At 54.7% G+C, this 24,049-nt stretch carries 24 protein-coding genes; 12 read left to right on the forward strand and 12 right to left on the reverse strand.

Going from position 1 to position 24,049, the window contains the following annotated elements:
• Positions 1-24 precede the first annotated feature (24 nt).
• Positions 25-1,482 carry an AlkA N-terminal domain-containing protein gene (locus tag ACFL9S_RS02100; RefSeq protein ID WP_405260048.1) on the reverse strand — a complete coding sequence of 486 codons (1,458 nt, stop codon included), beginning with the start codon at positions 1,480-1,482 and terminating at the stop codon, positions 25-27.
• A 167-nt stretch (positions 1,483-1,649) separates the two neighbouring features.
• Here ACFL9S_RS02100 and ACFL9S_RS02105 point away from each other — a divergent pair, with 167 nt between their 5' ends.
• The 3 genes from ACFL9S_RS02105 (at position 1,650) to pnuC (ending at position 4,102) form a co-directional block, all read left to right on the forward strand.
• On the forward strand, positions 1,650-2,153 hold the full coding sequence (locus ACFL9S_RS02105; RefSeq protein ID WP_405260049.1) for a methylated-DNA--[protein]-cysteine S-methyltransferase: 504 nt from the start codon (positions 1,650-1,652) through the stop codon (positions 2,151-2,153).
• Between the two features lie 159 nt (positions 2,154-2,312).
• Entirely contained in the window at positions 2,313-3,374 is a 1,062-nt protein-coding gene (gene nadA, locus ACFL9S_RS02110; RefSeq protein WP_405260050.1) for a quinolinate synthase NadA, read from the forward strand.
• 26 nt (positions 3,375-3,400) lie between these two features.
• On the forward strand, positions 3,401-4,102 hold the full coding sequence (gene pnuC / locus ACFL9S_RS02115; protein WP_405260051.1) for a nicotinamide riboside transporter PnuC: 702 nt from the start codon (positions 3,401-3,403) through the stop codon (positions 4,100-4,102).
• Between the two features lie 48 nt (positions 4,103-4,150).
• Here the strand turns inward: pnuC and zitB are convergent, their stop codons facing one another.
• The 4 genes from zitB to ACFL9S_RS02135 form a co-directional block, all read right to left on the reverse strand.
• Complete coding sequence (gene zitB / locus ACFL9S_RS02120) at positions 4,151-5,077, reverse strand: CDF family zinc transporter ZitB (protein WP_405260052.1); 927 nt, start codon at positions 5,075-5,077, stop codon at positions 4,151-4,153.
• Positions 5,067-8,201 (reverse strand): ATP-binding protein, encoded by a 3,135-nt coding sequence (locus ACFL9S_RS02125; RefSeq protein WP_405260053.1) that lies wholly within the window; start codon positions 8,199-8,201, stop codon positions 5,067-5,069. Before ACFL9S_RS02125 ends, zitB begins: the two co-directional genes overlap by 11 nt.
• Positions 8,183-8,773: a response regulator gene (locus ACFL9S_RS02130; RefSeq protein ID WP_405260054.1), complete on the reverse strand. Its 591-nt coding sequence runs from the start codon at positions 8,771-8,773 to the stop codon at positions 8,183-8,185. Before ACFL9S_RS02130 ends, ACFL9S_RS02125 begins: the two co-directional genes overlap by 19 nt.
• 116 nt (positions 8,774-8,889) lie before the next feature.
• The gene (locus ACFL9S_RS02135) at positions 8,890-9,225 is read right to left on the reverse strand and encodes a YbgS-like family protein (protein WP_405260055.1); all 336 of its coding nucleotides are present in this window, start codon (positions 9,223-9,225) and stop codon (positions 8,890-8,892) included.
• 292 nt (positions 9,226-9,517) lie between these two features.
• On the opposite strand from ACFL9S_RS02135, the gene aroG reads away from it, so the two are divergent.
• Positions 9,518-10,570, forward strand: a complete 1,053-nt coding sequence (aroG, locus tag ACFL9S_RS02140; RefSeq protein WP_405260056.1) for a 3-deoxy-7-phosphoheptulonate synthase AroG — start codon at positions 9,518-9,520, stop codon at positions 10,568-10,570.
• Between the two features lie 73 nt (positions 10,571-10,643).
• Here aroG and gpmA read toward each other — a convergent pair whose 3' ends face one another.
• The 6 genes from gpmA to modE all read right to left on the reverse strand — a co-directional run bounded on the left by gpmA (position 10,644) and on the right by modE (position 17,284).
• Positions 10,644-11,396 (reverse strand): 2,3-diphosphoglycerate-dependent phosphoglycerate mutase, encoded by a 753-nt coding sequence (gpmA, locus tag ACFL9S_RS02145; protein WP_105591107.1) that lies wholly within the window; start codon positions 11,394-11,396, stop codon positions 10,644-10,646.
• A gap of 157 nt (positions 11,397-11,553) precedes the next feature.
• Positions 11,554-12,585 (reverse strand): galactose-1-epimerase, encoded by a 1,032-nt coding sequence (galM, locus tag ACFL9S_RS02150; RefSeq protein ID WP_405260057.1) that lies wholly within the window; start codon positions 12,583-12,585, stop codon positions 11,554-11,556.
• On the reverse strand, positions 12,579-13,727 hold the full coding sequence (gene galK, locus ACFL9S_RS02155) for a galactokinase (RefSeq protein WP_405260058.1): 1,149 nt from the start codon (positions 13,725-13,727) through the stop codon (positions 12,579-12,581). The genes galM and galK overlap by 7 nt, the downstream gene beginning before the upstream one ends.
• A 2-nt stretch (positions 13,728-13,729) precedes the next feature.
• Positions 13,730-14,773, reverse strand: coding sequence for a galactose-1-phosphate uridylyltransferase (gene galT / locus ACFL9S_RS02160; protein WP_405260059.1), 1,044 nt, complete (start codon positions 14,771-14,773; stop codon positions 13,730-13,732).
• A gap of 242 nt (positions 14,774-15,015) precedes the next feature.
• Positions 15,016-16,485, reverse strand: a complete 1,470-nt coding sequence (modF, locus tag ACFL9S_RS02165) for a molybdate ABC transporter ATP-binding protein ModF (protein ID WP_405260060.1) — start codon at positions 16,483-16,485, stop codon at positions 15,016-15,018.
• A gap of 19 nt (positions 16,486-16,504) precedes the next feature.
• Entirely contained in the window at positions 16,505-17,284 is a 780-nt protein-coding gene (gene modE, locus ACFL9S_RS02170; protein ID WP_405260061.1) for a molybdenum-dependent transcriptional regulator, read from the reverse strand.
• Positions 17,285-17,431: 147 nt separating this feature from the next.
• On the opposite strand from modE, the gene ACFL9S_RS02175 reads away from it, so the two are divergent.
• From ACFL9S_RS02175 to modC, 4 genes are all read left to right on the forward strand, one after another.
• Entirely contained in the window at positions 17,432-17,593 is a 162-nt protein-coding gene (locus ACFL9S_RS02175) for an AcrZ family multidrug efflux pump-associated protein (protein WP_405260062.1), read from the forward strand.
• Positions 17,594-17,746: 153 nt separating this feature from the next.
• Entirely contained in the window at positions 17,747-18,517 is a 771-nt protein-coding gene (gene modA / locus ACFL9S_RS02180) for a molybdate ABC transporter substrate-binding protein (RefSeq protein WP_405260063.1), read from the forward strand.
• A gap of 148 nt (positions 18,518-18,665) precedes the next feature.
• A complete protein-coding gene (gene modB, locus ACFL9S_RS02185) occupies positions 18,666-19,355 on the forward strand; it encodes a molybdate ABC transporter permease subunit (protein WP_405260064.1) in 690 nt (229 codons plus the stop codon).
• Positions 19,355-20,413 carry a molybdenum ABC transporter ATP-binding protein ModC gene (gene modC / locus ACFL9S_RS02190; RefSeq protein ID WP_405260065.1) on the forward strand — a complete coding sequence of 353 codons (1,059 nt, stop codon included), beginning with the start codon at positions 19,355-19,357 and terminating at the stop codon, positions 20,411-20,413. The genes modB and modC overlap by 1 nt, the downstream gene beginning before the upstream one ends.
• Here modC and ACFL9S_RS02195 read toward each other — a convergent pair whose 3' ends face one another.
• Entirely contained in the window at positions 20,414-21,232 is an 819-nt protein-coding gene (locus tag ACFL9S_RS02195) for a pyridoxal phosphatase (protein ID WP_405260066.1), read from the reverse strand.
• A 90-nt stretch (positions 21,233-21,322) separates the two neighbouring features.
• Between ACFL9S_RS02195 and pgl the strand changes: the two genes are divergently transcribed.
• From pgl to ACFL9S_RS02215, 4 genes are all read left to right on the forward strand, one after another.
• Positions 21,323-22,315 (forward strand): 6-phosphogluconolactonase, encoded by a 993-nt coding sequence (gene pgl, locus ACFL9S_RS02200; RefSeq protein WP_405260067.1) that lies wholly within the window; start codon positions 21,323-21,325, stop codon positions 22,313-22,315.
• A 367-nt stretch (positions 22,316-22,682) separates the two neighbouring features.
• Complete coding sequence (locus ACFL9S_RS02205) at positions 22,683-22,913, forward strand: DUF3289 family protein (protein WP_405260068.1); 231 nt, start codon at positions 22,683-22,685, stop codon at positions 22,911-22,913.
• Positions 22,864-23,529 carry a YPO3983 family protein gene (locus ACFL9S_RS02210; RefSeq protein ID WP_405260069.1) on the forward strand — a complete coding sequence of 222 codons (666 nt, stop codon included), beginning with the start codon at positions 22,864-22,866 and terminating at the stop codon, positions 23,527-23,529. The genes ACFL9S_RS02205 and ACFL9S_RS02210 overlap by 50 nt, the downstream gene beginning before the upstream one ends.
• Complete coding sequence (locus ACFL9S_RS02215) at positions 23,519-23,980, forward strand: DUF943 family protein (protein WP_405260070.1); 462 nt, start codon at positions 23,519-23,521, stop codon at positions 23,978-23,980. Before ACFL9S_RS02210 ends, ACFL9S_RS02215 begins: the two co-directional genes overlap by 11 nt.
• The last annotated feature ends 69 nt before the right edge of the window (positions 23,981-24,049 follow it).

The following is a 24,049-nucleotide window of genomic DNA, read 5'->3' on the forward strand; positions in this document are numbered from 1 at the left end:
TCCCGTGCCGAAGCAGCAGCCGATCTATTTCAGCTTCCCGCCATGCCAGATATGCATCACCGCATAGCTCCGCCACGGACGCCATGCCTGTGAGCGATCCTCCGCTTGTTTAACGCTAAGACCACCGAGATTATTGCGTACGACAATATCGCCAGCCGGAAACGCATCAGGCCAGCGTAAAGCACGCATCGCGAGGTAATTCGCTGTCCAGTCACCAATCCCGGGCAGTGTTAACAGCTGCACTATCGTATCGTCGGGGTTGCTGGCGATATCCAGTTGCAGTTTCCCCTGCGCGCACTGCTCCGCCAGCGCCAGGATGCAGCGGGTGCGGGCACTGACAATCCCCAGGCGGGCGATCTCATCAATACTGCATTGCGCCACTCGGGCTGGCTGGGGGGAAAGGCGTGTCAGTTCAGCAAAGGGTGTGGTGATCTCTTCCCCCAGCGCCGTAGCGAAGCGCCCGCCCAGCGTGGCAGCGGCTTTCACCGTAATCTGCTGGCCGAGAATCGCACGCACGGCCATCTCAAAACCGTCGAACGCACCGGGAACCCGTAATCCGGGATGCGCCAGCACCGAGTCGCGTAGCTGCGGGTCCTGCCCCAGATGCTGTGTAATCAGGTCAGGGCGGGCATTGAGGTCAAACAGATTTCTCAATCGGCGCAGCAGCACAGGCAAAACAGCATTCAGTGAATGCGTGAACTCAACCTGCAGCATATTTTTCTCTGTGCGCTGCGTCACTCTAATCCAGCCATTATGCGGCCCCAGACGCACGGTACGGGCATAACTACTATCATCCACACTCTCCACGCCCAGTAGCGCACGACGGCGCAGGAAGGCCAGCATCGCTTCCCAGTCATAAGGAGGGCGATAGCTCAGTTGCAGCGTTGAGGTGTCATTGCTGTCGATGCCGCCCTCTGCAATCTTCATGTTCTTACGTAAATGCGTAGGGGGCATACGATACTGGCTGCTGAATGCCGCGTTAAAACGCCGCAGGCTGGAGAATCCACTGGCAAAGGCAATTTGCGTGACGGGCAGGTGTGTTTCGCTCAACAACTGCTTTGCCAGCAGCAATCGCCGGGTCTGACGCAACTCCTGTGGCGAAACGCCCAGTTCTTTCTGCACAATACGGCGAAGCTGACGCAGGCTGAGATGAAAACAGGCAGCGATCTCTTCCAGGCTATCCACCTGCTCAATCATCCCTTCATCTATACGCTGCATCAGCCGCTCGGCAATGCGCTGACTGTTATCAACAGGTGCATGGCCGGGAGCCAGCTCAGGTCGGCAGCGCAGGCAGGGCCGGAAGGTGGCTTTTTCTGCCGCTTCAGCACTGTCAAAGAACAGGCAGTTCTCGGCGCGTGGTGCCTTTACCGGGCAAACCGGACGACAATAAATGCCGGTTGAGGTCACACCAACGTAGAATACGCCGTCAAAACGCGCATCGCGTGAGGTGAGGGCGCGGTAAGCTGAGTTTGGGTCAATCATCGTTATGTCCTGTCGCACAGAATTCACATCAGATTAGGCGTTTAGCACATCCGGTACTCGCCGTTTTCGGACACAACATTATTCTGTGCTGATGTCCGAAAACGGCCAGCGATGTGTCATCACCAGGGCATAATAGCGCGTACCCCAGACAGAGAAGGAGAGGGAAGATGGCTTTCTGGTATAAAATGATGCACTCCCCGGTAGGCGAGTTGAAACTGGTGGCGACCGAACAGGGACTCGCTGCCGTTCTGTGGGAAAATGATGATCCCAAACGTGTGCGCTTCAGGCCGCAGCTGGAAGATATACAGAACGCAACCCTGCTGGAAGCAGAACGACAGCTGCGCGAGTATTTTGCAGGCCATCGTCAGCAGTTTATCTTGACGCTGGATTTTATCGGCACGGAGTTTCAGAAGCAGGTCTGGGCGGCGCTGGTCACCATCCCCTTTGGTGAAACGCGCAGTTACGGGGAAATTGCCCAACAGATCGGCAATCCCACTGCTGTCCGCGCTGTGGGTGCGGCAAATGGCCGAAACCCGCTCTCCATTATTGCGCCTTGCCACCGGGTGATTGGGGCCAACGGTAAACTGACCGGATTTGCCGGTGGCCTGGAGACCAAAGCCTTTTTACTGCGCCTTGAAGGGGGACAGTTGTGGGCGGAAGAAGCCCTTTGATGATTGCCATCACATCCTGAGGCAAAAGTTAAAAATCCGGCGACACAGGTTCATTTTTCAGCTATCGTGTTTAGCATATAAAACAAACCAGCCGTAGAGTTGGCACCAGATGGGCCTTCTACGTTAATTCGGTTAAGTTGAAGAAACGAGAGTTGCCTTATGAGCCTGATGTTTGATCCCGAATCTGCCGTTTATCCCTTCCCGCCAAAACCGGCACGTTTATCTGTTGATGAAAAACAGTTTTACCGTGAAAAAATCAAACGCCTGCTGAAAGAGCGTGATGCGGTCATGGTCGCTCACTATTATACCGATCCGGAAATTCAGGCCCTGGCGGAAGAGACCGGCGGCTGCGTCTCCGATTCCCTGGAGATGGCGCGCTTTGGTAGCCAGCACTCCGCTTCCACTCTGCTGGTTGCCGGGGTGCGTTTTATGGGCGAAACGGCCAAGATCCTCAGCCCGGAAAAAACCATTCTGATGCCGACCCTGCAGGCCGAGTGTTCACTCGATCTCGGCTGCCCGATCGAGGAATTCAGCAAATTCTGTGATGCTCACCCTGACCGCACCGTGGTGGTGTACGCCAACACCTCGGCGGCAGTAAAAGCCCGTGCCGACTGGGTTGTCACCTCCAGTATTGCCGTGGAATTGATTGAGCATCTCGATAGCCTCGGAGAGAAAATCATCTGGGCACCCGATCGTCATCTTGGACAGTACGTGACGCGCAAAAGTGGCGCAGATGTCATCTGCTGGCAGGCGGCCTGCATCGTTCACGACGAGTTTAAAACGCAGGCACTGCAACGCATGAAGATGCTTTATCCGGATGCGGCGGTGCTGGTGCATCCCGAATCGCCGCAGGCGATCGTCGATCTGGCCGATGCCGTTGGCTCCACCAGTCAGCTGATCCATGCTGCGCAGACCATGCCGCACAAGCAGATGATCGTTGCCACCGATCGCGGTATTTTTTACAAAATGCAGCAGGCGTGCCCGGACAAAGAGTTGCTGGAAGCCCCAACGGCAGGCGAAGGTGCCACCTGTCGCAGCTGCGCTCACTGCCCGTGGATGGCGATGAACGGCCTGAAAGCGATTGCCGATGGTCTGGAGCAGGGCGGTAGCGAACATGAAATTTTTGTAGATGATGCGCTACGTGAAGCCGCATTGATCCCGCTGAATCGTATGCTAACCTTTGCCGCAGACCTTAAATTAAAAATTAAGGGTAACGCTTAATTTATAAAATCTCAGGACTCTCTAATATGGATTTTTTTAGCACCTCGAATATTCTGGTTCACATCCCTCTGGGGCAGGGCGGCTACGATCTGTCGTGGATCGAGGCGATCGGCACCCTTGCTGGCCTGCTGTGCATCTGGCTGGCCAGCCTTGAAAAGATCGCTAACTATGCGTTTGGCCTGATCAACGTCACCCTGTTTGCGGTGATCTTCTTCCAGATCCAGCTGTATGCCAGCCTGCTGCTGCAACTGTTCTTCTTTGTCGCCAATATTTACGGATGGTACGCCTGGAGCCGACAAACCAGTGATAATCAGCAGGCGCTGAAAATACGCTGGCTGCCGCTGCCTAAACTGCTCGGCTGGGGCGCTGCGATCGTCGTGGCGATTGCCCTGATGACGCGCTATATCGACCCGGTATTTGCTTTCCTGACGCAAACCGCCGTCTCGCTGATGCACAACCTGGGCCTGAACGTGGTAATGCCGCAGCTACAGCCGGATGCGTTCCCGTTCTGGGACTCCTGCATGATGGTGTTGTCGATTGCGGCGATGGTGCTGATGACACGTAAATACGTCGAGAACTGGCTGCTGTGGGTGATTATCAATGTGATCAGCGTGATGATTTTCGCTCGCCAGGGGGTTTATGCGATGGCGCTGGAATATGTCGTGCTGACATTAATCGCCCTCAACGGTTCGTGGCTGTGGATGAAAAGCGCCCGCCAGCGCGGATAGCTGAATTGGGGCGGACCTCCTGTTTCGGTCCGCCCTGGCCATCAACAATCAATGAGGGTGATGATGCGCGCCGCCGCCCTGGCTCTGCTGCAAATTACAGTCGCTGTGTTCACACTGCTGGTACTCCATCTGCACCGTCGCATGCGCAATGTGATAGTGCTGACGCAGATAATCATGAATGCTGTGCAGCAGGGCATCATGATCCCGCGGCGGGATCACCTGAACATGCAGCATAATCACCGGTTTCTCCCCCACCTGCCATAAATGCACATGATGCACGTGACGGACTTCAGGAATGCTGCGGACCAGCGCGCGTTGCAGTTTGTCTGTGTCAATATCCCGTGGCGCACCTTCCAGTAATTCGCGGCCGCTCTCTTTCATCAATGCCCAGCCGCTGCGCAATACCAGTAACGACACCAGAACCGACAAAATAGGGTCGATGGGCGTCCAGCCCGTTAGCATGATGATCAGCGCGGCAACAATGGCGCCGACTGAACCCAGCAGATCGCCAAGGACATGCAGTGCTGCGGCCCGCACATTCAGATTCTTCTCTTCACTGCCGCTGCGCAGCAGCCATAACGACAGCAGGTTCGCCAACAGCCCGCCGATAGCAATGATCAGCATCATGCCACCCGCAATCGGCTGTGGTTGCCAGAAACGAACCAGGGCTTCCCAGACAATCAGAACGGTAATGACCAGCAGAGCGATAGCATTCACAAAGGCGGCGAGCGTGGTTAAACGTAACAGGCCAAACGAGTGCTGCGCCGTGGGTTTACGCCGGGACAACTGGGTTGCCAGCAGCGCCAGCAGCAGCGCGGCAGCATCGGTGAGCATGTGCCCGGCATCGGCCAGCAGTGCCAGCGAGCCTGAGATCAGACCACCCGCGACTTCCGCCACCATAAAAATGGCTGTGACCGCAAAAGCGGCGAGCAAACGGGAGCGATTGGTGTCGGTTTCACCGTGGTTATGAGCCATAAGATTCCAGTTGAGTTAATAGCTTAGCGCTTAATGATATCAATAAAGTTAGCGCAGATTTAGGGGGCTGATGGTTTTGTGCCGCCTGAATGATCTGCTGGCAAAGCCGTTCACCTTCGCTATAACCCAGCAGCAGCCAGCTTCCTTTCATCCGATGAGCCGCTTTTTCCAGTGCAGGCCATGCCTCAGCGGAAGCGGCCTGGGTCATGGCTTCAACATCGCGCGCTAATGTATCACTCAGCGTCTGGCACAGACGCTGAAAATAGTGGGCATCATGATGGGCAAGCTGGTTCAGACGTTGGGCAATATCCGCGAACAAATCGGGCGCATCGGCCTGCAACAGTGCTGCGATATCCGCGAGAGATACGGGCTTGAGCAGCAGGTGGTCAGCAACCTGCTGCGCCTGCGGATGGTTGAGAATTTGTGCATCGGCGGAACAGAGCACAATGCGCGTGCGATGCGACTGATGACGTTCGCTGCGGCGCAGGATTTTTGCCAGCGTCAGGCCATCCGGGTGCGGCATGCTGAAGTCAATAAACAGCAAATCCCATTGTGCGTGTTTCGCGGCATCCAGCAGCGCGCGTCCGTCGCCGAAAGTGTCAGCCTGAATGCCGCAGTGAGCCAGCTGTTGCTGCATCACCAGCAGGTTGGTCGGATGGTCATCGATAATCGCCGCACGTAAATGGTGGGTCATGGGCGCGACAGGGCGCTCCTGCATCGCGGTATAGGCTGGCGGATTGATCACCTGCCACGGCAGCGTGACGCTGACGCAGGTGCCTTCGCCGGGTGCCGATTGCAGATCAATCGTTCCGCCCATGCGGCTGACAATCTCACGGCAGATAGATAATCCCAACCCGCTGCCCTGCACCGACAGTTGACGACCGGAAGGCGTCTGATACCAGGGTTCAAACAACCGCTGCTGCTCGGCCAGAGGAATGCCGCTGCCGGTATCAGTGACCCGCAGACAGAGCCGGGGCGGCTCCTCCAGGGCGGCAAGCGTCAGATTGATTTCGCCCTGCGGAGTAAACTTAATCGCATTTCCCATCAGGTTATTGGCAACCTGTTGCAGGCGCTCACCATCAATTAGCACCCAGGCGGGCAGCGTCGTTAATGCACTGACTTTCAGCTGCGGGCCATTACGACGAATAAGAGGAGGGTAAAAAACAGCCAAACGTTTCAGCCAGTTCTCCGGTTCCAGCGGGCGTGGCACCAGGCTGAAGCTGTTGTTCTCCACCCTGGCATGATCCTGAAGATCGTTGAGCAACGTCAGCAGGCTGGCAGCGCTGCTATAGATCAGCGATAAATTATGGCGCTGAGGTTGTTGCGCCAGCTCCAGTTCCAGCAGTCCCAGCACCGCCTGCATCGGCGTGCGCAGCTCGTGGCTGACGGTTGCCAGAAACTGGCTTTTCATCCGGTTTTCCCGTTGGGCCACTTCACGTTCCTGCTCCAGCCGTTGCCGCTGCTGACGTTCGCGGCGCTGATCAATATAGCGTCTCAGCAGCAGGATCAGCAGGAAGACAATGGCAAACAGCGCCGCCACCAGCACAAACAGCGATATTGGCCGCATGGCTCCCTGATGGCCGTCATCAAAACTTTCTGGTGTGCTGCTCCAGTTCTCGCGCAGCCGCTGCCAGCTCTCCGCCGGGATCTGTTGCAGACTGTTGTTCAGTAATGCGCGCAGCAGCGGCTGGTCAGGGGCAATGCCCAGGGTAATCGGCCAGGCGGTATCGCTGGCGGTAAACGCCAGTTGTAGCGTATTGATATAACGGCTCTGGATACGCCAGCGAGCCGACAGCACATTGTCCACCAGCGCATCAATCTGACCACTGGCCAGCGCGTCATACAGGCGGGTGGTGTCATCGAACACCTGAGGCACGCTGCCCGCAGGCAACAGACGGGATGCTATATCACCGCGCTTCACGCCAACCCGTTTGCCGCTAAGATCTGCCCAGCTGCTGATGCTCTGTTCCGACGGACGAACATAAACGCCCCACAACGCGCGCCAGACGGGCTGCGTATTATTCAGCATGGCATCATTGCCCGTCAGCGGTAACGTCAGTTGGATCAGGGCGCGGCCCTGCGCAACCAGCGTACCCGCCTGCTGTGCATTGCTGACCCAGTAGGGCTGAAAGCGCAATCCGGTGATCTGACCAATGCTGTTGAGCAGATCCACGCTGTAACCGGCAGGCTGACCGCTGGCATTGCGATAGCTCCACGGATAATCGTCACTGACGGCGGCGTAGATAATCATCGGATGTTGGGCAATCCAGCTACGTTCCATCGGGGTGAGGCGGGCGGTATTACTGTCCTGATAGCGCGGCAGTGCGCTGCTCCAGCGCCCCTGGATGCCGTTCACCACTTCCATCGGTAGCTGGCGTATCGCACTGTCCAGCTGCTGCGTCAGTGCCGGGCTGCGGGTCATTGCCCTGATCTGCAACACACCCGGATCCAGAGGGGAGGCCAGTTGGTAGATTTCACCCTGCTGTAACTGACCAAGCAGGAAGCCCGCGCTGGTTTCATCAGCGACCACATAATCACTGTGTTGATTCAGCAACCCTGATAGTGCCTGCACATCGCTGTCGACAATCTGCCAGCGATGCTGCTGGACAAAGGTGGGATTGACCCGCGCCAGCGTGTCACGGCTGACGCTGATGCGCGCCTCGCTGGAATTAAACATCACCGGACGCAGATTGTTACGATTACGATAGATACGCAGCGGACTGCTAAACCAGGGCTGCGTGGCGCTGATGCCGGGTGGCAAAGGGTGCTGAGGCACGCCGAACAACACGTCCACCTTCCCCTGCTGTAACGCATCCAGCATCTCTGGCAGATGGTTAAAGCCCTGCACGTTCATACTCAGAGCACTGGTCTGCTGCAAAGCCACCAGATAGTCGGCATTGATGCCGTAAAGATCGTTACCCACCACCATATTCCACGGCGAACTGCTGCCAACCAGCACGCCAACACGCAGGTTTTTGAGCGATTCTGACGCAGGCGAGGCCAGCGGCATCATTTCCTGCGGCAGGGCAATACTGCTGATCGGCCGCAGACTGGCGCTGGCGCTACTGACACACAGCAGCAGGATAATCAGCAGTTGTCTGGCGATCACTGGCGCGACTGCCACAGCTGCGCCAGCTCAACCACTGACTGTGCCCCGGTTTTATCCATAATATTCTTTTTATGGGTGCTGACCGTTTTGTTGCTGATATGCAGTTGCTCAGCGATGTGCAGGTTGGAGTGACCGCGTGCCAGCAGGGCAAGGATCTGCAACTCCTTAGCGGTGAGCGTTTCATGCAGCCTTTCATCCTGCTGCTGGGGAGGGAAGGCCCGTTGCCCCCCCAACACCGCCAGGACGGCTGACAACAGCTGACTTAACGGCTGGCGTTTTGCGACAAAACCCGATGCCCCGGCCGCTTCTGCCAGACGCGGCCAGACACGCTCTTCCTGCGCTGAGTAGATCACCACTGGCAGTGAGGGGGCGAGTCGTTTAATACGTTTGAGCAGTTGCAGGCCGTCGCTGTCAGGCAGACCAATATCGAGGATCACCAGGCTGACACGCTGACTGTCCAGTAACGCCAGTGCATCCTGCTGATTTTCAGCAGACAGCAAGGTCAGAGGAAAGGGGGCATGAACCAGTGCGGCTTCCAGCGCAACCTGCACCAGCGGATGATCGTCAATCAGCAGCAACGTGGCCATGGAAAATTCCGAAGTGAAACAGGGGATTCAGGATAGCTGAAGGGATGGCGGAAGAAAACGAGAAAGAAAAAAGGAGAGCATCGGCTCTCCTTTGATTAATCTGACGTTATGGCCAATTACTGGCTGGTACCATCAGTTTTGGTATCCGCACCATCACCGACCTTGGCGTTCATGTCGGGACATTTACCGTCTTTACACTGTGCGTTCTTATTCACTTCGTCCGCACTCATTCCTTTATGGTGCTTCATATCTTTGTGAGTGCCCGTGCCGTTAGTGTTAATTTTGCTGTTATTAACGTTATTTGGGGCAATTTTTTCATGAGAACCTGGGGCTACTGCACCGGCATCTGCGGCTGCATTCGCTGAACCATTGCCACTGTCGTCAGCCATAGCTGCTGCGCAGCCCAGGGTCATTGCCGCTGTCAGAAATACGATTGCAAACTTATTCATCATTATGCTCCGTTAATTATTGAATGTGACCTGACTCAATAACTCGATTCGGTGAGTTACGCGATTTCATTATCTTCAGAATAAAATCCTGTAGAAAGGTCAGGGTGGAATCGTAAGTGGTACAAATACGTTTAATGCAAGAGTTAACGATTAAAAGTGTAGTTCACGACAGAGATAAATCAAATCTAAGGGGGAATTAACCAACGTAATACGATTTACAGGGCTGGGGAGTCGCGATAAATTGGAAGAGATGCGCCTGGTGTGCAGTACGGCAATGAAATAACCTGGAAATATTATGAATTATCAGAACGATGACTTAAGAATCAAAGAGATAAAAGAACTTTTACCTCCGGTTGCGTTATTTGAAAAATTCCCTGCTACGGACAAAGCGGCCAGCACCGTTTCCCAGGCCCGTCAGGCAATTCATCATATTCTGAAAAAGCAGGATGACCGTCTGTTAGTGGTGATTGGTCCCTGCTCGATTCACGACACCGTGGCAGCCAAAGAGTACGCCACTCGCCTGCTAATGCTGCGTGAAGAACTGAGTGACTCGCTGGAAGTGGTGATGCGTGTCTATTTTGAAAAACCGCGCACCACGGTGGGCTGGAAAGGGCTGATCAACGATCCGCATATGGATGGCAGCTTCCAGATCAACGACGGCCTGCGCATCGCACGTCAGCTGCTGCTGGAAATCAATGACAGCGGCCTGCCAGCGGCGGGGGAGTTCCTCGATATGATCACCCCGCAGTATGTGGCCGACCTGATGAGCTGGGGCGCGATTGGCGCACGGACCACGGAGTCTCAGGTTCACCGTGAACTCTCTTCCGGTCTTTCCTGCCCGGTGGGGTTCAAAAATGGCACCGACGGCACCATCAAGGTCGCCATTGACGCCATCGGCGCAGCCAGTGCTCCTCACTGCTTCCTGTCGGTGACCAAATACGGTCATTCAGCGATTGTTGAGACTGGCGGCAATGAAGACTGTCACATTATTTTGCGTGGCGGCAAAGAGCCAAACTACAGCGCTCACCACGTCAGCGCCGTGAAAGTCGGGCTGGAAAAAGCCGGTCTGGATCCGCAAATTATGATCGACTTCAGCCATGCCAACAGCAGCAAGCAGTTTAAAAAGCAGCTGGAGGTTTCAACGGATGTGGCACAGCAGATTGCGGGTGGCGATCGCGCGATTATTGGTGTGATGATTGAAAGCCATCTGGTTGAAGGAAATCAGAGCCTGGAAAGCGGTGAACCGCTGGTCTACGGCAAAAGTGTTACCGATGCCTGTATTGGCTGGGAAGATACTGAAACCGTGCTGCGTCAGCTGGCAGATGCGGTGAAAACGCGTCGCGGCTAATTCGTACACGCGCATAAAAAACCCGCCAGATGGCGGGTTTTTTTATATCAGCGAACCATTTATTGCTAAATGATTACTTCGCTTTGCCCTGGTTTGCAACGGCAGCGGCTTTCGCAGCAATCTCGTCAGCATCACCCAGGTAGTAGTGTTTGACAGGCTTGAAGTTTTCATCGAACTCATACACCAACGGCACGCCAGTTGGGATGTTCAGTTCCAGGATCTCTTCTTCGCTCATGTTGTCCAGGTATTTCACCAGCGCACGCAGGGAGTTACCGTGGGCCGCGATGATCACTTTCTCGCCGCTTTTCATGCGTGGCAGAATAGATTCATTCCAGTAAGGCAGCACGCGATCGATGGTCAGCGCCAGGCTTTCAGTCGTTGGCAACTGTTCAGCGGTCAGTGACGCATAACGTGGGTCGTGGCCAGGGAAGCGCTCATCAGCACGATCCAGCTCTGGTGGGGTCACGGCAAAACCACGACGCCACTGCTTAACCTGCTCGTCGCCGTATTTGTTGGCGGTTTCAGCTTTATCCAGACCCTGCAGCGCACCGTAGTGACGCTCGTTCAGGCGCCAGGATTTCTCTACTGGCAACCACACCTGATCCACTTCATCCAGGATGTTCCACAGCGTGTGGATGGCACGTTTCAGCACAGAAGTGTAAGCGAAATCGAAGGTGAAGCCTTCTTTCTTCAGCAGCTGACCGGCCGCTTTCGCTTCCGTGCGGCCTTTGTCTGACAGATCAACGTCATACCAACCGGTGAAACGGTTTTCATTGTTCCACTGGCTTTCGCCGTGACGTACCAGAACCAGCTTAGTTACAGCCATAGCTTAACTCCTTAATAACTTTACGTTTCTATGATAATGGTGACCGGTAAACTGCCGGAGACGACAACGCGGCAATTTTAATGTGCATTACCATAGCTGAATTCTGCGCAGCGCGTAAGTCCATAACGCTCGCGATGCGCGATTTTCATGCGCTTTGTCAAACCACAGTCAGTTGATAACGCGTTATCGACTGATACGATTCACCCGGTTGCAGCCAGCAGTCTGGCTGAGGCCACTCAGGATGGTTAGGCGAGTCAGGTAAGAACTCGCTCTCCAGCGCAATACCCTGGAAAGCAGTATAGACGCCTTGCTCGCGAGCCGGAGTGCCTTCCAGATAATTCCCGCTATAAAGTTGTAATGCCGGGGCGCTGGTAAAGACGTTCAGTTTCAGCTTGCCGTCGGCAGACCACAACGTAGCAGCGGGCTGTGCCGCACTGTCATTGAGCAGATAAGCGTGATCGTAGCCTTTTACCGTCTGCTGATCGGCATCACTCAGGAAGTCCTGGGCGATCGATTTTGCCTGGCGGAAATCAAAACTGGTCCCTGCTACGGCTTTCAGCGGCGCATTGGGGATCCCTTCACTATCGACGGGCAGATAATGATCGGCATTCAGCTGCAGACGATGCTGACGCGCGTCGCCGTGTTCTGCATCCAGATTGAAATAAGCATGATTCGTCAGGTTAACCGGGCAGGCTTTATCCACGGTGGCGTCGTAATGAATCGACAGCATATTGTCGTCGTCCAGATGGTAGCGCAGCGACACCAGCAGCGTGCCAGGAAACCCCTGATCGCCATCGGGAGAGTCCAGGCGATATTCCACTTCGCTGTCGCTCTGGCAGACAATCTGCCAGCGACGATTGTGGAAGCCCTCCGGGCCTCCGTGCAACTGATGCGCACCCTGATTGGCCGTGAGTGCGATGCGCTGGCCGTCATGCTGCAACTGCGCCTGGGCAATGCGGTTGGCATAGCGGCCCACCGTTGCGCCCAGATAAGCGCTCTGTTGCAGATAGTCGGATGGCGTGGCACAGCCGAGCAGCGCCTCACGAACGTGACCATCGCCCATCGGTACGCGGGCAGAGAGCCAGGTGGCGCCCCAGTCCATAAACGTTGCGACCATCCCGTTGCTATTGCGCAGGGTGGTGATACGCCACGGTTGCCCATCAGGCGCGTGAGAGTTTGAGGTTAGCATACGCCCGCTCCTGGTGAGGCTTTGCAGACGTAGAAGGTCTCTTTAATGCCGGATGTTGCTTCGTACTGCTCTGCCACGGCGGCTTTGACTTCATCCACCAGATCAAACGGCATCAGGGCCACGATGCAGCCGCCGAAACCACCGCCGGTCATGCGCACACCGCCGCGATCGCCAAGCGTTGCTTTGACAATCTCAACCAGCTGGTCGATAGGCGGCACGGTGATTTCGAAGTCATCACGCATTGAGGCGTGCGACTCTGCCATTAGCACGGCCATGCGCGCCAGATCGCCGCGCGCCAGGACATCGGCGGCTTCAAGGGTCCGGGCGTTTTCAGTCAGAACATGGCGAACACGTTTTGCCACCAGCGGATCAAGCTGATCCTGCTGCGCGGTAAACTGGCTCAGTTCCACATCACGCAGCGAGGTTTCGCCAAAGAACTGCGCCCCAGCTTCACACTGCTGGCGGCGCGTGTTGTATTCGCTGCCCACCAGGCTACGGCGGAAGTTGGAGTTGATGATGACCACGGCGATATCGGATGGCATCGGTACCGGGCGCGTGCCCAGGGTACGGCAATCGAGCAGCATGGCGTGATCTTTCTCACCCAGCGCTGAGATCAACTGATCCATGATGCCGCAGTTACAGCCAACAAACTGATTCTCTGCTTCCTGGCCGTTTACCGCGATGGCGGCGCCGTCCAGAGGCAGTTCGTACAGATGACGGAACACGGTGCCGACCGCCACTTCCAGCGACGCCGATGAACTCAATCCGGCACCCTGCGGCACATTGCCGCTGATCACCATATCGACACCGCCAAAACCCGGTGCCCGCTTCAGCAGGTGTTTCACCACGCCGCGCACATAGTTAGACCACATCTGGTCCGGGTGGCTGACGATCGCCTCATCCAGCGAGAAGATATCCTGCTGATTGTCGTAGTCGGCGGCAATCACCCGCACCTGACGGTCGCTGCGTTTCGCACAGGCGATCACCGTCTGGTAGTCAATGGCGCAGGGCAGCACAAAACCGTCGTTGTAGTCGGTGTGTTCACCGATCAGATTAACGCGGCCTGGCGCCTGAAGCGTGTCGGTCGGTGCGTAGCCGAATGCGGTACTGAAAATCTGTTGGGTCGCGGTCTGTAAGCTCATGGTTATTCCGCCTCACGGAAATGAATATCGCTGACGGCGCGCAGACGTTCTGCTGCCTGCTCGGCTGTTAAGTCACGTTGGGTTTCAGCCAGCATTTCATAGCCGACCATAAATTTGCGTACCGTCGCTGAACGCAGCAGCGGTGGATAGAAATGAGCATGCAACTGCCAGTGGTCATTGGCATCGTCATTAAACGGTGCGCCATGCCAGCCCATGGAATAGGGGAAAGAGCACTGGAACAGATTGTCATAGCGGCTGGTGAGCTTTTTCAGCGCCAGCGCCAGATCGCTACGTTGTGCATCGCTCAGGTCGGGCAGACGTTTCACGTGGGCTTTCGGCAGTAGCAGCGTTTCGAACGGCCAGGCGGCCCACCACGGCACCACGGCCAGCCAGTGCTCGGTTTCCACCACGGTACGACTGCCATCGTTCAGCTCGCGCGTGGTGTAATCAACCAGCATCGGTGAGGCGTGTTTTGCAAAATACGCCCGTTGCAGATCATCTTCGCGTTTTGCTTCATTTGGCAGAAAACTGTTGGCCCAGATCTGTCCATGCGGGTGCGGGTTAGAGCAGCCCATCGCGGCGCCTTTGTTCTCGAACACCTGTACCCAGGGATACTGCTGGCCCAGATCGGCGGTTTGCTCCTGCCAGGTCTTCACCACATCGACCAGGCCTGCCAGCGTCAGCTCGGGCAGCGTTTTGCTGTGATCCGGTGAGAAGCAGATCACCCGGCTGGTCCCGCGTGCGCTCTCGCAGCGCATCAGGATATCGTCGCTTTCTGGCGCATCCGGGGTGTCTGTCATCAACGCCGCGAAGTCGTTAGTGAAAACGTACGTGCTGGTGTAATCGGGGTTTTTATCCCCGGTGACGCGGGTGTTTCCCGGGCAAAGGAAGCAGTCGGGATCGTGTGCAGGCAGTTTTTCCTGCGACGGTGTTTCCTGTGCGCCCTGCCATGGTCGTTTGGCACGGTGAGGGGAAACCAGAATCCACTGATCGGACAGCGGGTTATAACGGCGATGAGGGTGATCTACCGGATTAAATTTCTGCATGTTGAGTCCTGATAACCTGTTTTATGCATTTCTGAACTGCAAAGGAAAATAGCACAATGTTCGCGCTGAAAGCGTGATCAAGTCTGTATAAATGGAATCGTTTACACAAGTTGAATATTCCTAAGTATCAATAAAAATAGTGCGGACTTGGAGAATTATCAGGCGGGGTGGGATAAATAATGGTAGCGGTTACACCATGCGTGGGGGCGATCATTTTTTCCGATCGCCCCGAAAAGCCAGCGTTACAACGTTTCCTGCGTGTACCGATACCCCTCGCCATCGGCAACAAAACTCAACCGATGGGTAATACACTGCGGCGCATCTTCCGCGTGGTGCGAAACAAACAGCAGCTGAGTGCGACCTTCACCAATCAACACATCAATAAAGCGGCGTACCAGCAGGCGGTTGATCGGGTCCAGGCCTTGCAGCGGTTCATCCAGGATCAACAGCGCCGGATGTTTCACCAGCGCCCTGGCGATCAGTACCAGCCGCTGCTGGCCCCAGGAGAGATCGTGGAAAGGCGAATCCGCCACCGCGCCGCTCATGCCCAGCAGCGCCAGCCACTGTTTTGCCAGTGCCTGCTGCCGGTCGGAAACGGCCTGATAAATCCCGATGGAGTCAAAATAGCCGGAAATCACCACATTGCGCACGCTGCTGCTGACGCGATAATCGAGATGCAGGCTGCTGCTGACATAGCCAATATGCTGCTTGATATCCCAGATGGTTTCCCCGCTGCCACGACGGCGGCCAAACAGCGTCAGATCGTTGCTGTACCCCTGAGGATGATCGCCGGTGACCAGGCTGAGTAACGTCGATTTTCCGGCACCGTTAGGGCCGGTGATCTGCCAGTGCTGGCCGCGTTCCACCTGCCAGCTGAGACGGTGCAGGATGGGTCGATCGTTGTAAGACACCACGCCATCGCGCAGCGTGATCAACGGTGCGTCCTCTGCCAGTCGCGGGATCGCGCTGGCATCATCGGCTTCCGGCAGCATCATTCCCGCCAGCTGTTCACTGTGCGCCAGCTGTGCCACCAGCGCCTCCGCCAGAATGGCCTGGCGTTCCCCGGTGTGGGTCAGGGTACATTCCGCCAGCACGCCCACCCGATCGATAAAATCAGGGATATCATCAAAACGGTTAAGCACCAGCACCACGGTTAATCCCTGCTGTTGCAGGCCACCAAGGACATCGGCCAGGTTGGCGCGTGACGCCACATCTAAGCCGTCAAAGGGTTCATCGAGGATCAGCAGGTCGGGCTGCGCCATCAGCGCCTGGCAGAGCAGTGTTTTGCGGGTTTCCCCGGTCGAAAGGTACTTAAAACGGCGGGTTAGCAGGTGCTCAATACCAAACTGAGCGGCCAGTTGCTGGCAGCGAACGCTATCGCGTACCGCTTCCTGGATAATTTCACTGGCAGTGAGGCCGGTATCGTCTTCATCGGCACTCAGCAAATCAGTGTTATTACGCTGCCATTCATCGGCAACCAGTTTTTGTAACTGCTCCAGCGACAAACGGATGGGGCGCTGAAACTGGCTGGTCACGCTGCCTTTTGAGGGGGGCAGTTCACCGGAGAGGGCGCGTGCCAGTGAGGACTTGCCGCTGCCGTTAGCGCCGACAACCGCCCAGCTTTCACCGGCGGTCAGGGTCAGGTCATTCAGGTTAAGCACCCGGGTATCGTTCAGGCGGAAGATACCCTGGCGAATCTGCAATACTGGCATTCTCGTTTCCCTTTTCAATTCAGAGTAGCGTCGCGATGATGACGCGGTCGGCATTAAAACTGGCGGTCACAGTAGCGCCCGGTTCGATTTTTTGCTGCACAATATGTAGGTTATCCACGGTCGCGCACAGGGTTTCACCGCCCCCCACGGCAATCAGCACCTCGCTGTGGGTTTCTCCCTGCTCAATCTGGCTCACGCGTCCGGCCAGCTGATTATCAGCCTGTGTCGGAGCGCAAGTGACCTCAATCCACGGCGCTTTAATCAGCACCAGCACTTCTTTTCCGCTGATCAGTTGCAGGCGATTCGCACTCACTTCCGTCAGGGAGACCTGAATGTGTGTCTGCCCGTCGGCCAGTTGTACCGTCACGTACTGCTGCACCGGGCGGTCATCGCGGGTGATGATTGTGCCGAAAAGCTGATTGCGTGCGCTGGTTTGCAGTGAAAAGCGCGCAATGGCACCTAACAGACTGCCTGGCAGTGCGTCATCCTGTAAGACATCAAACGCTTTTTGCTGAATCTGCTCCAGCAGGGCGTAGAGCTGGAGCAGACGCTCGCCGTAGGCCGTCACCACCGCACCGCCGCCGCCTTTCCCACCGGTGGCGCGATCCACCAGCGTCCGGTCGGCCAGCTGGTTCATTTCATTAATGGCATCCCACGCGCTTTTATAGCTGATGCCCGCGAGCTTTGCACCCTGGCTGATCGAGCCACTCTCTTTCACCTGGCGCAGCAGTTCAATACGTCGCGGGTCGGCAAACAGCCGTTGTTGCAGTTTCAGGATCAGGGAAATATCGGCCTGCATAGGAACTCCGGAAGGGATCAACATAAAGGGTCTGGGTTGATTCTATCAGTGCGCGGCAAATAAAATGCGCACGAAGGCACAAAAGGTCAGTGCTTTCTTAACCGTGCCCGCTACAATGATTCTTTTGTCCCGTAAGATGAGGTTTCCATGCTCGAGTTATTAAAAGGCCTTGCCGTTGCCATTATCATGGTGCCAATCGTCATGGCGATTATCCTCGGTCTGATTTGGGGTCTGGGCGAAGTGTTCAACGTTATTTCCAAAATTGGTCACAAAGACCAGCCAGCGAAAAAGAGCCACACTACCCAGTAAATCTCTCCTGTTTTATGATCAGCGCCCGGCTTTGCCGGGCGTTGTCGTTTCTGTGCCGCTAAACTTCTCGTCTCGCATGCCGATAATAACGGTTACAGATCCCAGTACATCGTTATAGTATTCAGTACATAACGAAATCACTGGAGAGAAAACATGTCTGTAAAATGGAATCACTGGCTGGCAGCAGCGGCCGTCAGCCTGAGCGTTGGCGGTCATGCCATTGCGGCGGAAAACATTACCGTGTTTGCGGCGGCCTCACTGACCAATGCGCTGCAGGACATTGCCAGCGAGTATGAGAAGGGCACAGATGTGAAGATCGTGTCCTCCTTTGCCTCCTCCTCAACGCTGGCACGCCAGATTGAGCAGGGCGCACCGGCCGATCTTTTTATCTCTGCCGATCAGCAGTGGATGGATTACGCCAGCGAGAAGAAAACCATCGACAATGGCAGCCGTGTAACCCTGCTGGGCAACGATCTGGTGCTGGTGGCCCCGACGGCCAGCAAGCCACAGCCGGTGAACATCAGTAAAACCACCGACTGGAAAAGCCTGCTGAAAGGCCAGCGTCTGGCGGTCGGTGACCCGGACCATGTTCCTGCGGGCATTTACGCGAAAGAAGCGTTGCAGAACCTGGGCGTATGGGAGCAGCTTTCTCCAGCGATGGCGCGCAGCAACAGCGTGCGTGCGGCGCTGGCGCTGGTGGAACGTGATGAAACCCCCTACGGGATTGTTTACGGCTCTGACGCCATCGCCAGTAAGAAAGTGACGGTGGTGGGCATCTTCCCGAAAGAGAGCCATAAACCGGTTGAGTATCCGCTGGCGATCGTCACCGATCATAACAATGCCCGCGTGAAGGCGTTTTATGACTATCTGAAAGGGCCGGAAGCGGCGTTGGTGTTCAAAAAGTACGGGTTCGCACCGCTCTAGTTGCAGGTTAAAAGATAAATTAACCAAAATATTTTAAGCTGCAGCAAGGCGGCAAGTGAGTGAGTCCCCAGGAGCTGACTGAAGTCAGTGACTGGGGGGAGGGAGTGCAGCCAACACCGCTGCAGGTTAAAAGATAAAGGTTAAAACGATGTTTTTAAGTGATCCCGAATGGCAGGCCGTGGCGCTAAGTCTTAAAGTTTCTCTGGTCGCCGTCGCCTGTAGTTTGCCTTTCGGGATCCTGATGGCATGGCTACTGGTGCGCCGTCAGTTCCCAGGAAAAACCCTGCTCGACTGCATTATCCATCTGCCGCTGGTGCTGCCACCGGTGGTGGTCGGTTATTTACTGCTGCTGGGGTTCGGGCGTCGCGGTTTCATTGGCGAATATCTTTATGACTGGTTCGGCTTCAGCTTTGCTTTTAGCTGGCGCGGTGCCGCGCTGGCCTCTGCTGTGATTGCCTTTCCGCTGATGGTACGTGCTATCCGTCTGGCGCTGGAGGCCGTGGATACCAAACTCGAACAGGCGGCACGTACCCTCGGGGCCGGACGCTGGCGGGTCTTTTTCACCATCACCCTGCCGCTGACGCTGCCGGGGATTATTGCCGGTACGGTGCTGGGCTTTGCCCGATCGCTGGGTGAGTTTGGCGCCACTATCACTTTTGTTTCCAATATTCCGGGCGAAACCCGCACCCTGCCTTCGGCGATGTATACGCTGATTGAAACGCCGGGGGCCGAAGGGGCGACAGCACGCCTGTGCGTGATCGCTATCCTGCTGGCGCTGCTTTCCCTGCTCCTTTCCGAATGGCTGACCCGTTGGGGTCGTAAGCGTTTAGGTCTCTGATGCTGATCCTCGATTTTACTCAACAGCAGGGCGACCACACCCTGACCGTAAAGGCCAACTTGCCCGCCAGCGGCGTCACCGCCATCTTTGGCGTATCCGGTGCGGGAAAAACCTCACTGATTAATGCCATTGGCGGCCTGACCGTCCCTGATCAGGGCAGCATAACGCTGAACGATCGGGTACTGAGTGATACGGCCACCGGTATCTGGCTGCCGCCGGAGCAGCGACGTATTGGCTATGTCTTCCAGGATGCCCGCCTGTTCCCACATTATCGGGTGCGCGGCAATCTGGAATACGGCATGGCAAAAAGCATGCGGCCGCAGTTCGATGCGCTGGTCAAGCTGCTGGGCCTTGAATCCCTGCTCGATCGTTTTCCGTGGTCATTATCCGGCGGTGAAAAACAGCGCGTTGCCATTGGCCGCGCGTTGCTGACCGCCCCGGATATGCTGCTGATGGATGAACCTCTGGCGTCCCTCGACTTACCGCGGAAGCGTGAACTGCTGGCCTGGCTGCAAACGCTGGCGCGCCAGGTTTCGACACCCATCCTCTACGTCAGCCACAGCCTCGATGAACTGCTGCATCTGGCCGATAACGTGATGGTGCTTGATGAGGGGAAGGTCAAAGCCTTTGGTGTTCTGGAGAGAGTCTGGGCCAGCAGCGCCATGCGTCCGTGGCTGCCAAGAAGTGATCAGAGCAGCATTCTGCGCGTGCAGGTGCTGGAACAGCATCCGCATTATCAGATGACGGCGCTGTCGCTGGGCGATCAGCATATCTGGGTGAATCGGGTTGATTCTCCCGCAGGCACACCATTGCGTATCCGCATTCAGGCGGCAGATGTGTCGCTGGTGCTTAAGCCCCCGGTGAACAGCAGCATCCGCAACGTTATTCCGGCACAGGTGGCGGAACTGCTGGAGATTGATAATCAGGTGGAAGTGAAACTGCTGGTGGGGCAAAGCGAGCTGTGGGCGCGTATCACGCCCTGGGCTCGCGATGAACTGATGATAAAACCCAATATGTGGCTGTTTGCTCAAATCAAAAGCGTCTCAATCACCACCTGATTACAGCACTTCCTTATAGATAGTGTCGGCAATCCCGGTTTCCAGATTGGTGCCAATCACGCGTTTTGCCCGCGCTTTAATCGCCTCGTCGGCGTTGCCCATCGCCACGCCTAACCCCACGGTTTCCAGCATGCTGAGGTCGTTATAGTTATCGCCAAAGGCGATCACGTCGCTCATCTGGTAACCGTTGGCTTCCACCCACTGCGCCAGACGTCTGCCCTTGCTGTTGCCCGCTTTGGCGATATCCACCTGATCGTGCCATGACCATTCACAGGCCAGACCCATCTCGGCTTCCACTTTTTCAGCGAACTGTTGCAGCGCAGCGGTGTCTGCATGAGACAGGGCAAATTTCCAGATCGACTGCGCACTTCTTGCCGCATCTGCCAGGCTGTTGACCTGTAAGAATGTCGGACGCTGGGCTTCAGGCAGTGACAGACCCCAGTTAATGGTGCGCGTCACATGGCCGGTTTCTGTCTGGTACAGCATGGCATCATCGACGTAAAGCAGACCGTGGATCCCTGCTGCGTCGAGCATCTCGATCACACGCAGTGCTTGTTCTTTCGGCAACGGGTCACTTTCCAGGACTGTTTTTGCCTGATAATCATACAAATAAGTGCCATTACAGCAGATTGCAGGTGTATCCAGCGCCAGTGCCTGATAAAAAGGATGAATGGCCACATGATGGCGACCCGTCACGATCAGGATTTTTATGCCGGCCTGTTGCGCTTTTTTGAGCGCTTCCAGTGATTCTGGCAGGATGGTTTTGGAAGGGGTTAACAGCGTGCCGTCCAGATCGAGGGCGATGATGCGATAGCTCATAACAGTTCCCGTGGCTCAAAAGATGTCAATAAGTGTACACCCTGTGACATCAGTCACACACCGATTTCCCATTCAGAACAAGGAGCATTCATGAAACAAGTTGTTTATACCGCCAGCCCTGAGAGCCATCAGATCCACGCCTGGCAGCTGAATGATGACGGCGCACTGACGTTGTTACAGGTGGTTGATGCGCCAGGCCAGGTGCAGCCGATGGTTGTCAGCCCGGACAAAAAGTTTCTCTATGTGGGGGTGCGCCCGGACTTCCGTGTGGTTGCCTATCGCATTGATGCCGAAGGTAAACTGAAAGAAGCGGGCCATGCACCGCTGACAGGCAGCCCGACGCATATCTCTACCGACCGTCAGGGGCGCTTTATTTTCGTCGGTTCTTATAACGATGCTTTCGTCAGCGTCAGCCCGATTGGCGCTGATGGCCTGCCGGGTGCGCCAACACAGATCGTGAACGGTCTGGAAGGCTGCCATTCCGCCAATATCGATCTGACCAATCAGACGCTGTTTGTTCCGGCACTGAAGCAGGATCGTATCGCCTTGTTCAGCCTGTCTGACAGCGGCGAACTGACGCCACGTGCCCAGTCTGAGCTGAAAACCACCAAAGGGGCCGGTCCGCGTCATATGGTGTTCCACCCGAACCAGCGTTATGCCTACTGTGTGAATGAACTGGACAGCACGGTTGACGTCTGGGATATCAGTCAAGGTGAAGTGGAGAAAGTGCAGAGCCTGGATATGATGCCGGAAGGTTTCAGCGATACCCGCTGGGCGGCCGATATTCATATCACGCCGGATGGCCGTCATCTGTACAGTTGCGACCGCACCGCCAGCATTATTACCGCGTTCAGCATCAGCGCCGAGGGCGCCACCCTGACCGTTGAAGGCCATACGCCTACGGAAACGCAGCCACGTGGTTTCAATATCGACCACAGCGGCCAGTATCTGGTGGCGGCAGGGCAGAAATCGCACCATATTGAAGTGTATAAAATCACCGCTGACCGTGGCCTGTTACAACCGCTGGCACGCTATGCAGTAGGGCAGGGGCCAATGTGGGTGGTGGTTCACCAGCTGGATTAATCGCGTTAATTGCTCAGGCAGTTAATATCAAGGGTCGGCCATATTTGGCTGGCCCTTTTTTACTGACAAGAACGATATAACCTAACGTTTTAATCAAGATAATTTATTACCGCTTCACCTAACGGACTCTGATAAAAATAAATATAACCAAAATGACGCATTTATTTTCAATCGTATTTTTACTATTTATTAATAACTATGAGCTGTATTGCAGTTTTAGTTTTTATCATCCTATTGATTTGGAAACACTGACGGCGAGCGATAAATTACGTTGTCGCTAACAGGCATATCTCTGCTCTGGCACCGTATCAGTCCTGACAGGAAGTCAGCGTCAGGATGACTATTTTGTAAAAAAGGAGTGTTTTCAATGTCTGCATTATCTTTTCCCTGCATCATTTTTACTACTAAGAAGCGCATGGATGACTTCGGCGCTAAGGATATGTGCTGCGGTGATTTAAGCGCGGAACAGCTGAAAAAGGATTTTGGCCTTTCAACTGTCTCTGACAGGGTTGATTCCCTGGACGCTGGCACGAAAAAAGCACCAGCAAGTGCCCACTTATCCTGCATCCTCATCCACCTGGAAGGCGGAGTCTATTAGCAAACAAGAGTGCATTAATATTCTGTTTGATGAGTTCCGTGAGTGCGCGAAATTGTTCTCTTTTTACGGGCCGTATCGGGATAACATCATTGAGATGATCACCCATATGCAGCATAAAAAAGGTCTGGATTTTAGCAGTTCGAGGTTGGATTCGGCACTGAGGGAGCAGATATTGACTGATAATTCAGGGAAAAATAGTTCAAGGCTATTATTAAAGGAGGGTTTGAGTGTATATATTAATTGGGAAGATGGCTGCTATCCATTACAAGAAAAAGATAAACTCACCGCAGCTATTGGTAAAGGAATACTTCCAAAATTTGATCGCATTCAAGACAGATTTAACGGAATGGGAATTAGTGTGCATGATACTTGGGCCACCCAGATAAGTATTAAGTCACTAAGAATGGAAGGTGATCGTTTTCGCGCTGTTGTACATTATAAAATCCAGGACCATTTTGGGTTGGATAGCCAGGATATCCAAAACTGGAAATACAGGAATTTTAATTTATTCCGTATCTGGTTTGTCCTTCAGCGCTACAGTAAGTTTGCTTTTAAACCATTTATGACCAATATGGAAGCCACAATCGAGATTTTAGGTGAACGTGATGTTAAATAACCCTAAAAAAAGAAGGTTTATCCTGTTGGTGGCGATGGTTCTAGGTGGGTTTTTATTGTTTTTTTTATGTCGACCGATGAATGTAATTGCTGTGCACCAGATGAAATATTACACCATTATTTTAGTAAAAAATTATCCAATAACTGATATAGGTAAAATGGAATGGTGGATAAAAAACAAAAATGAAGTGCAGGAAAAATATAATATTCTTAGGCCAGAAAAAGATGGAAGCTATAATGTTATACTATGGGACTTTGGTGATGGTTATAAAGAAGAGGGTAAATATGATCGCTTATGCTTTGATGATATGACCTCGCCAAAAAACTGCGTAGATAAAAAATCTTTAGTTATAATTAGCTACAGTAAAAATAAAGAAACAAAATTCACTGTTGATGACGGAATTTATGTCCTTCAGGAAAATGGTCTGATCGTCAAAAGAAAGATGGATTGAATGGAACGTTATTAAAATTAGTAAAAAACAGGTATCCTGTTGGCAATGATCTTCACAAGAATTTTATTA

The sequence above is a fragment of the Erwinia sp. AnSW2-5 genome, from assembly GCF_045107195.1.
Classification (GTDB): Bacteria; Pseudomonadota; Gammaproteobacteria; order Enterobacterales; family Enterobacteriaceae; genus Erwinia.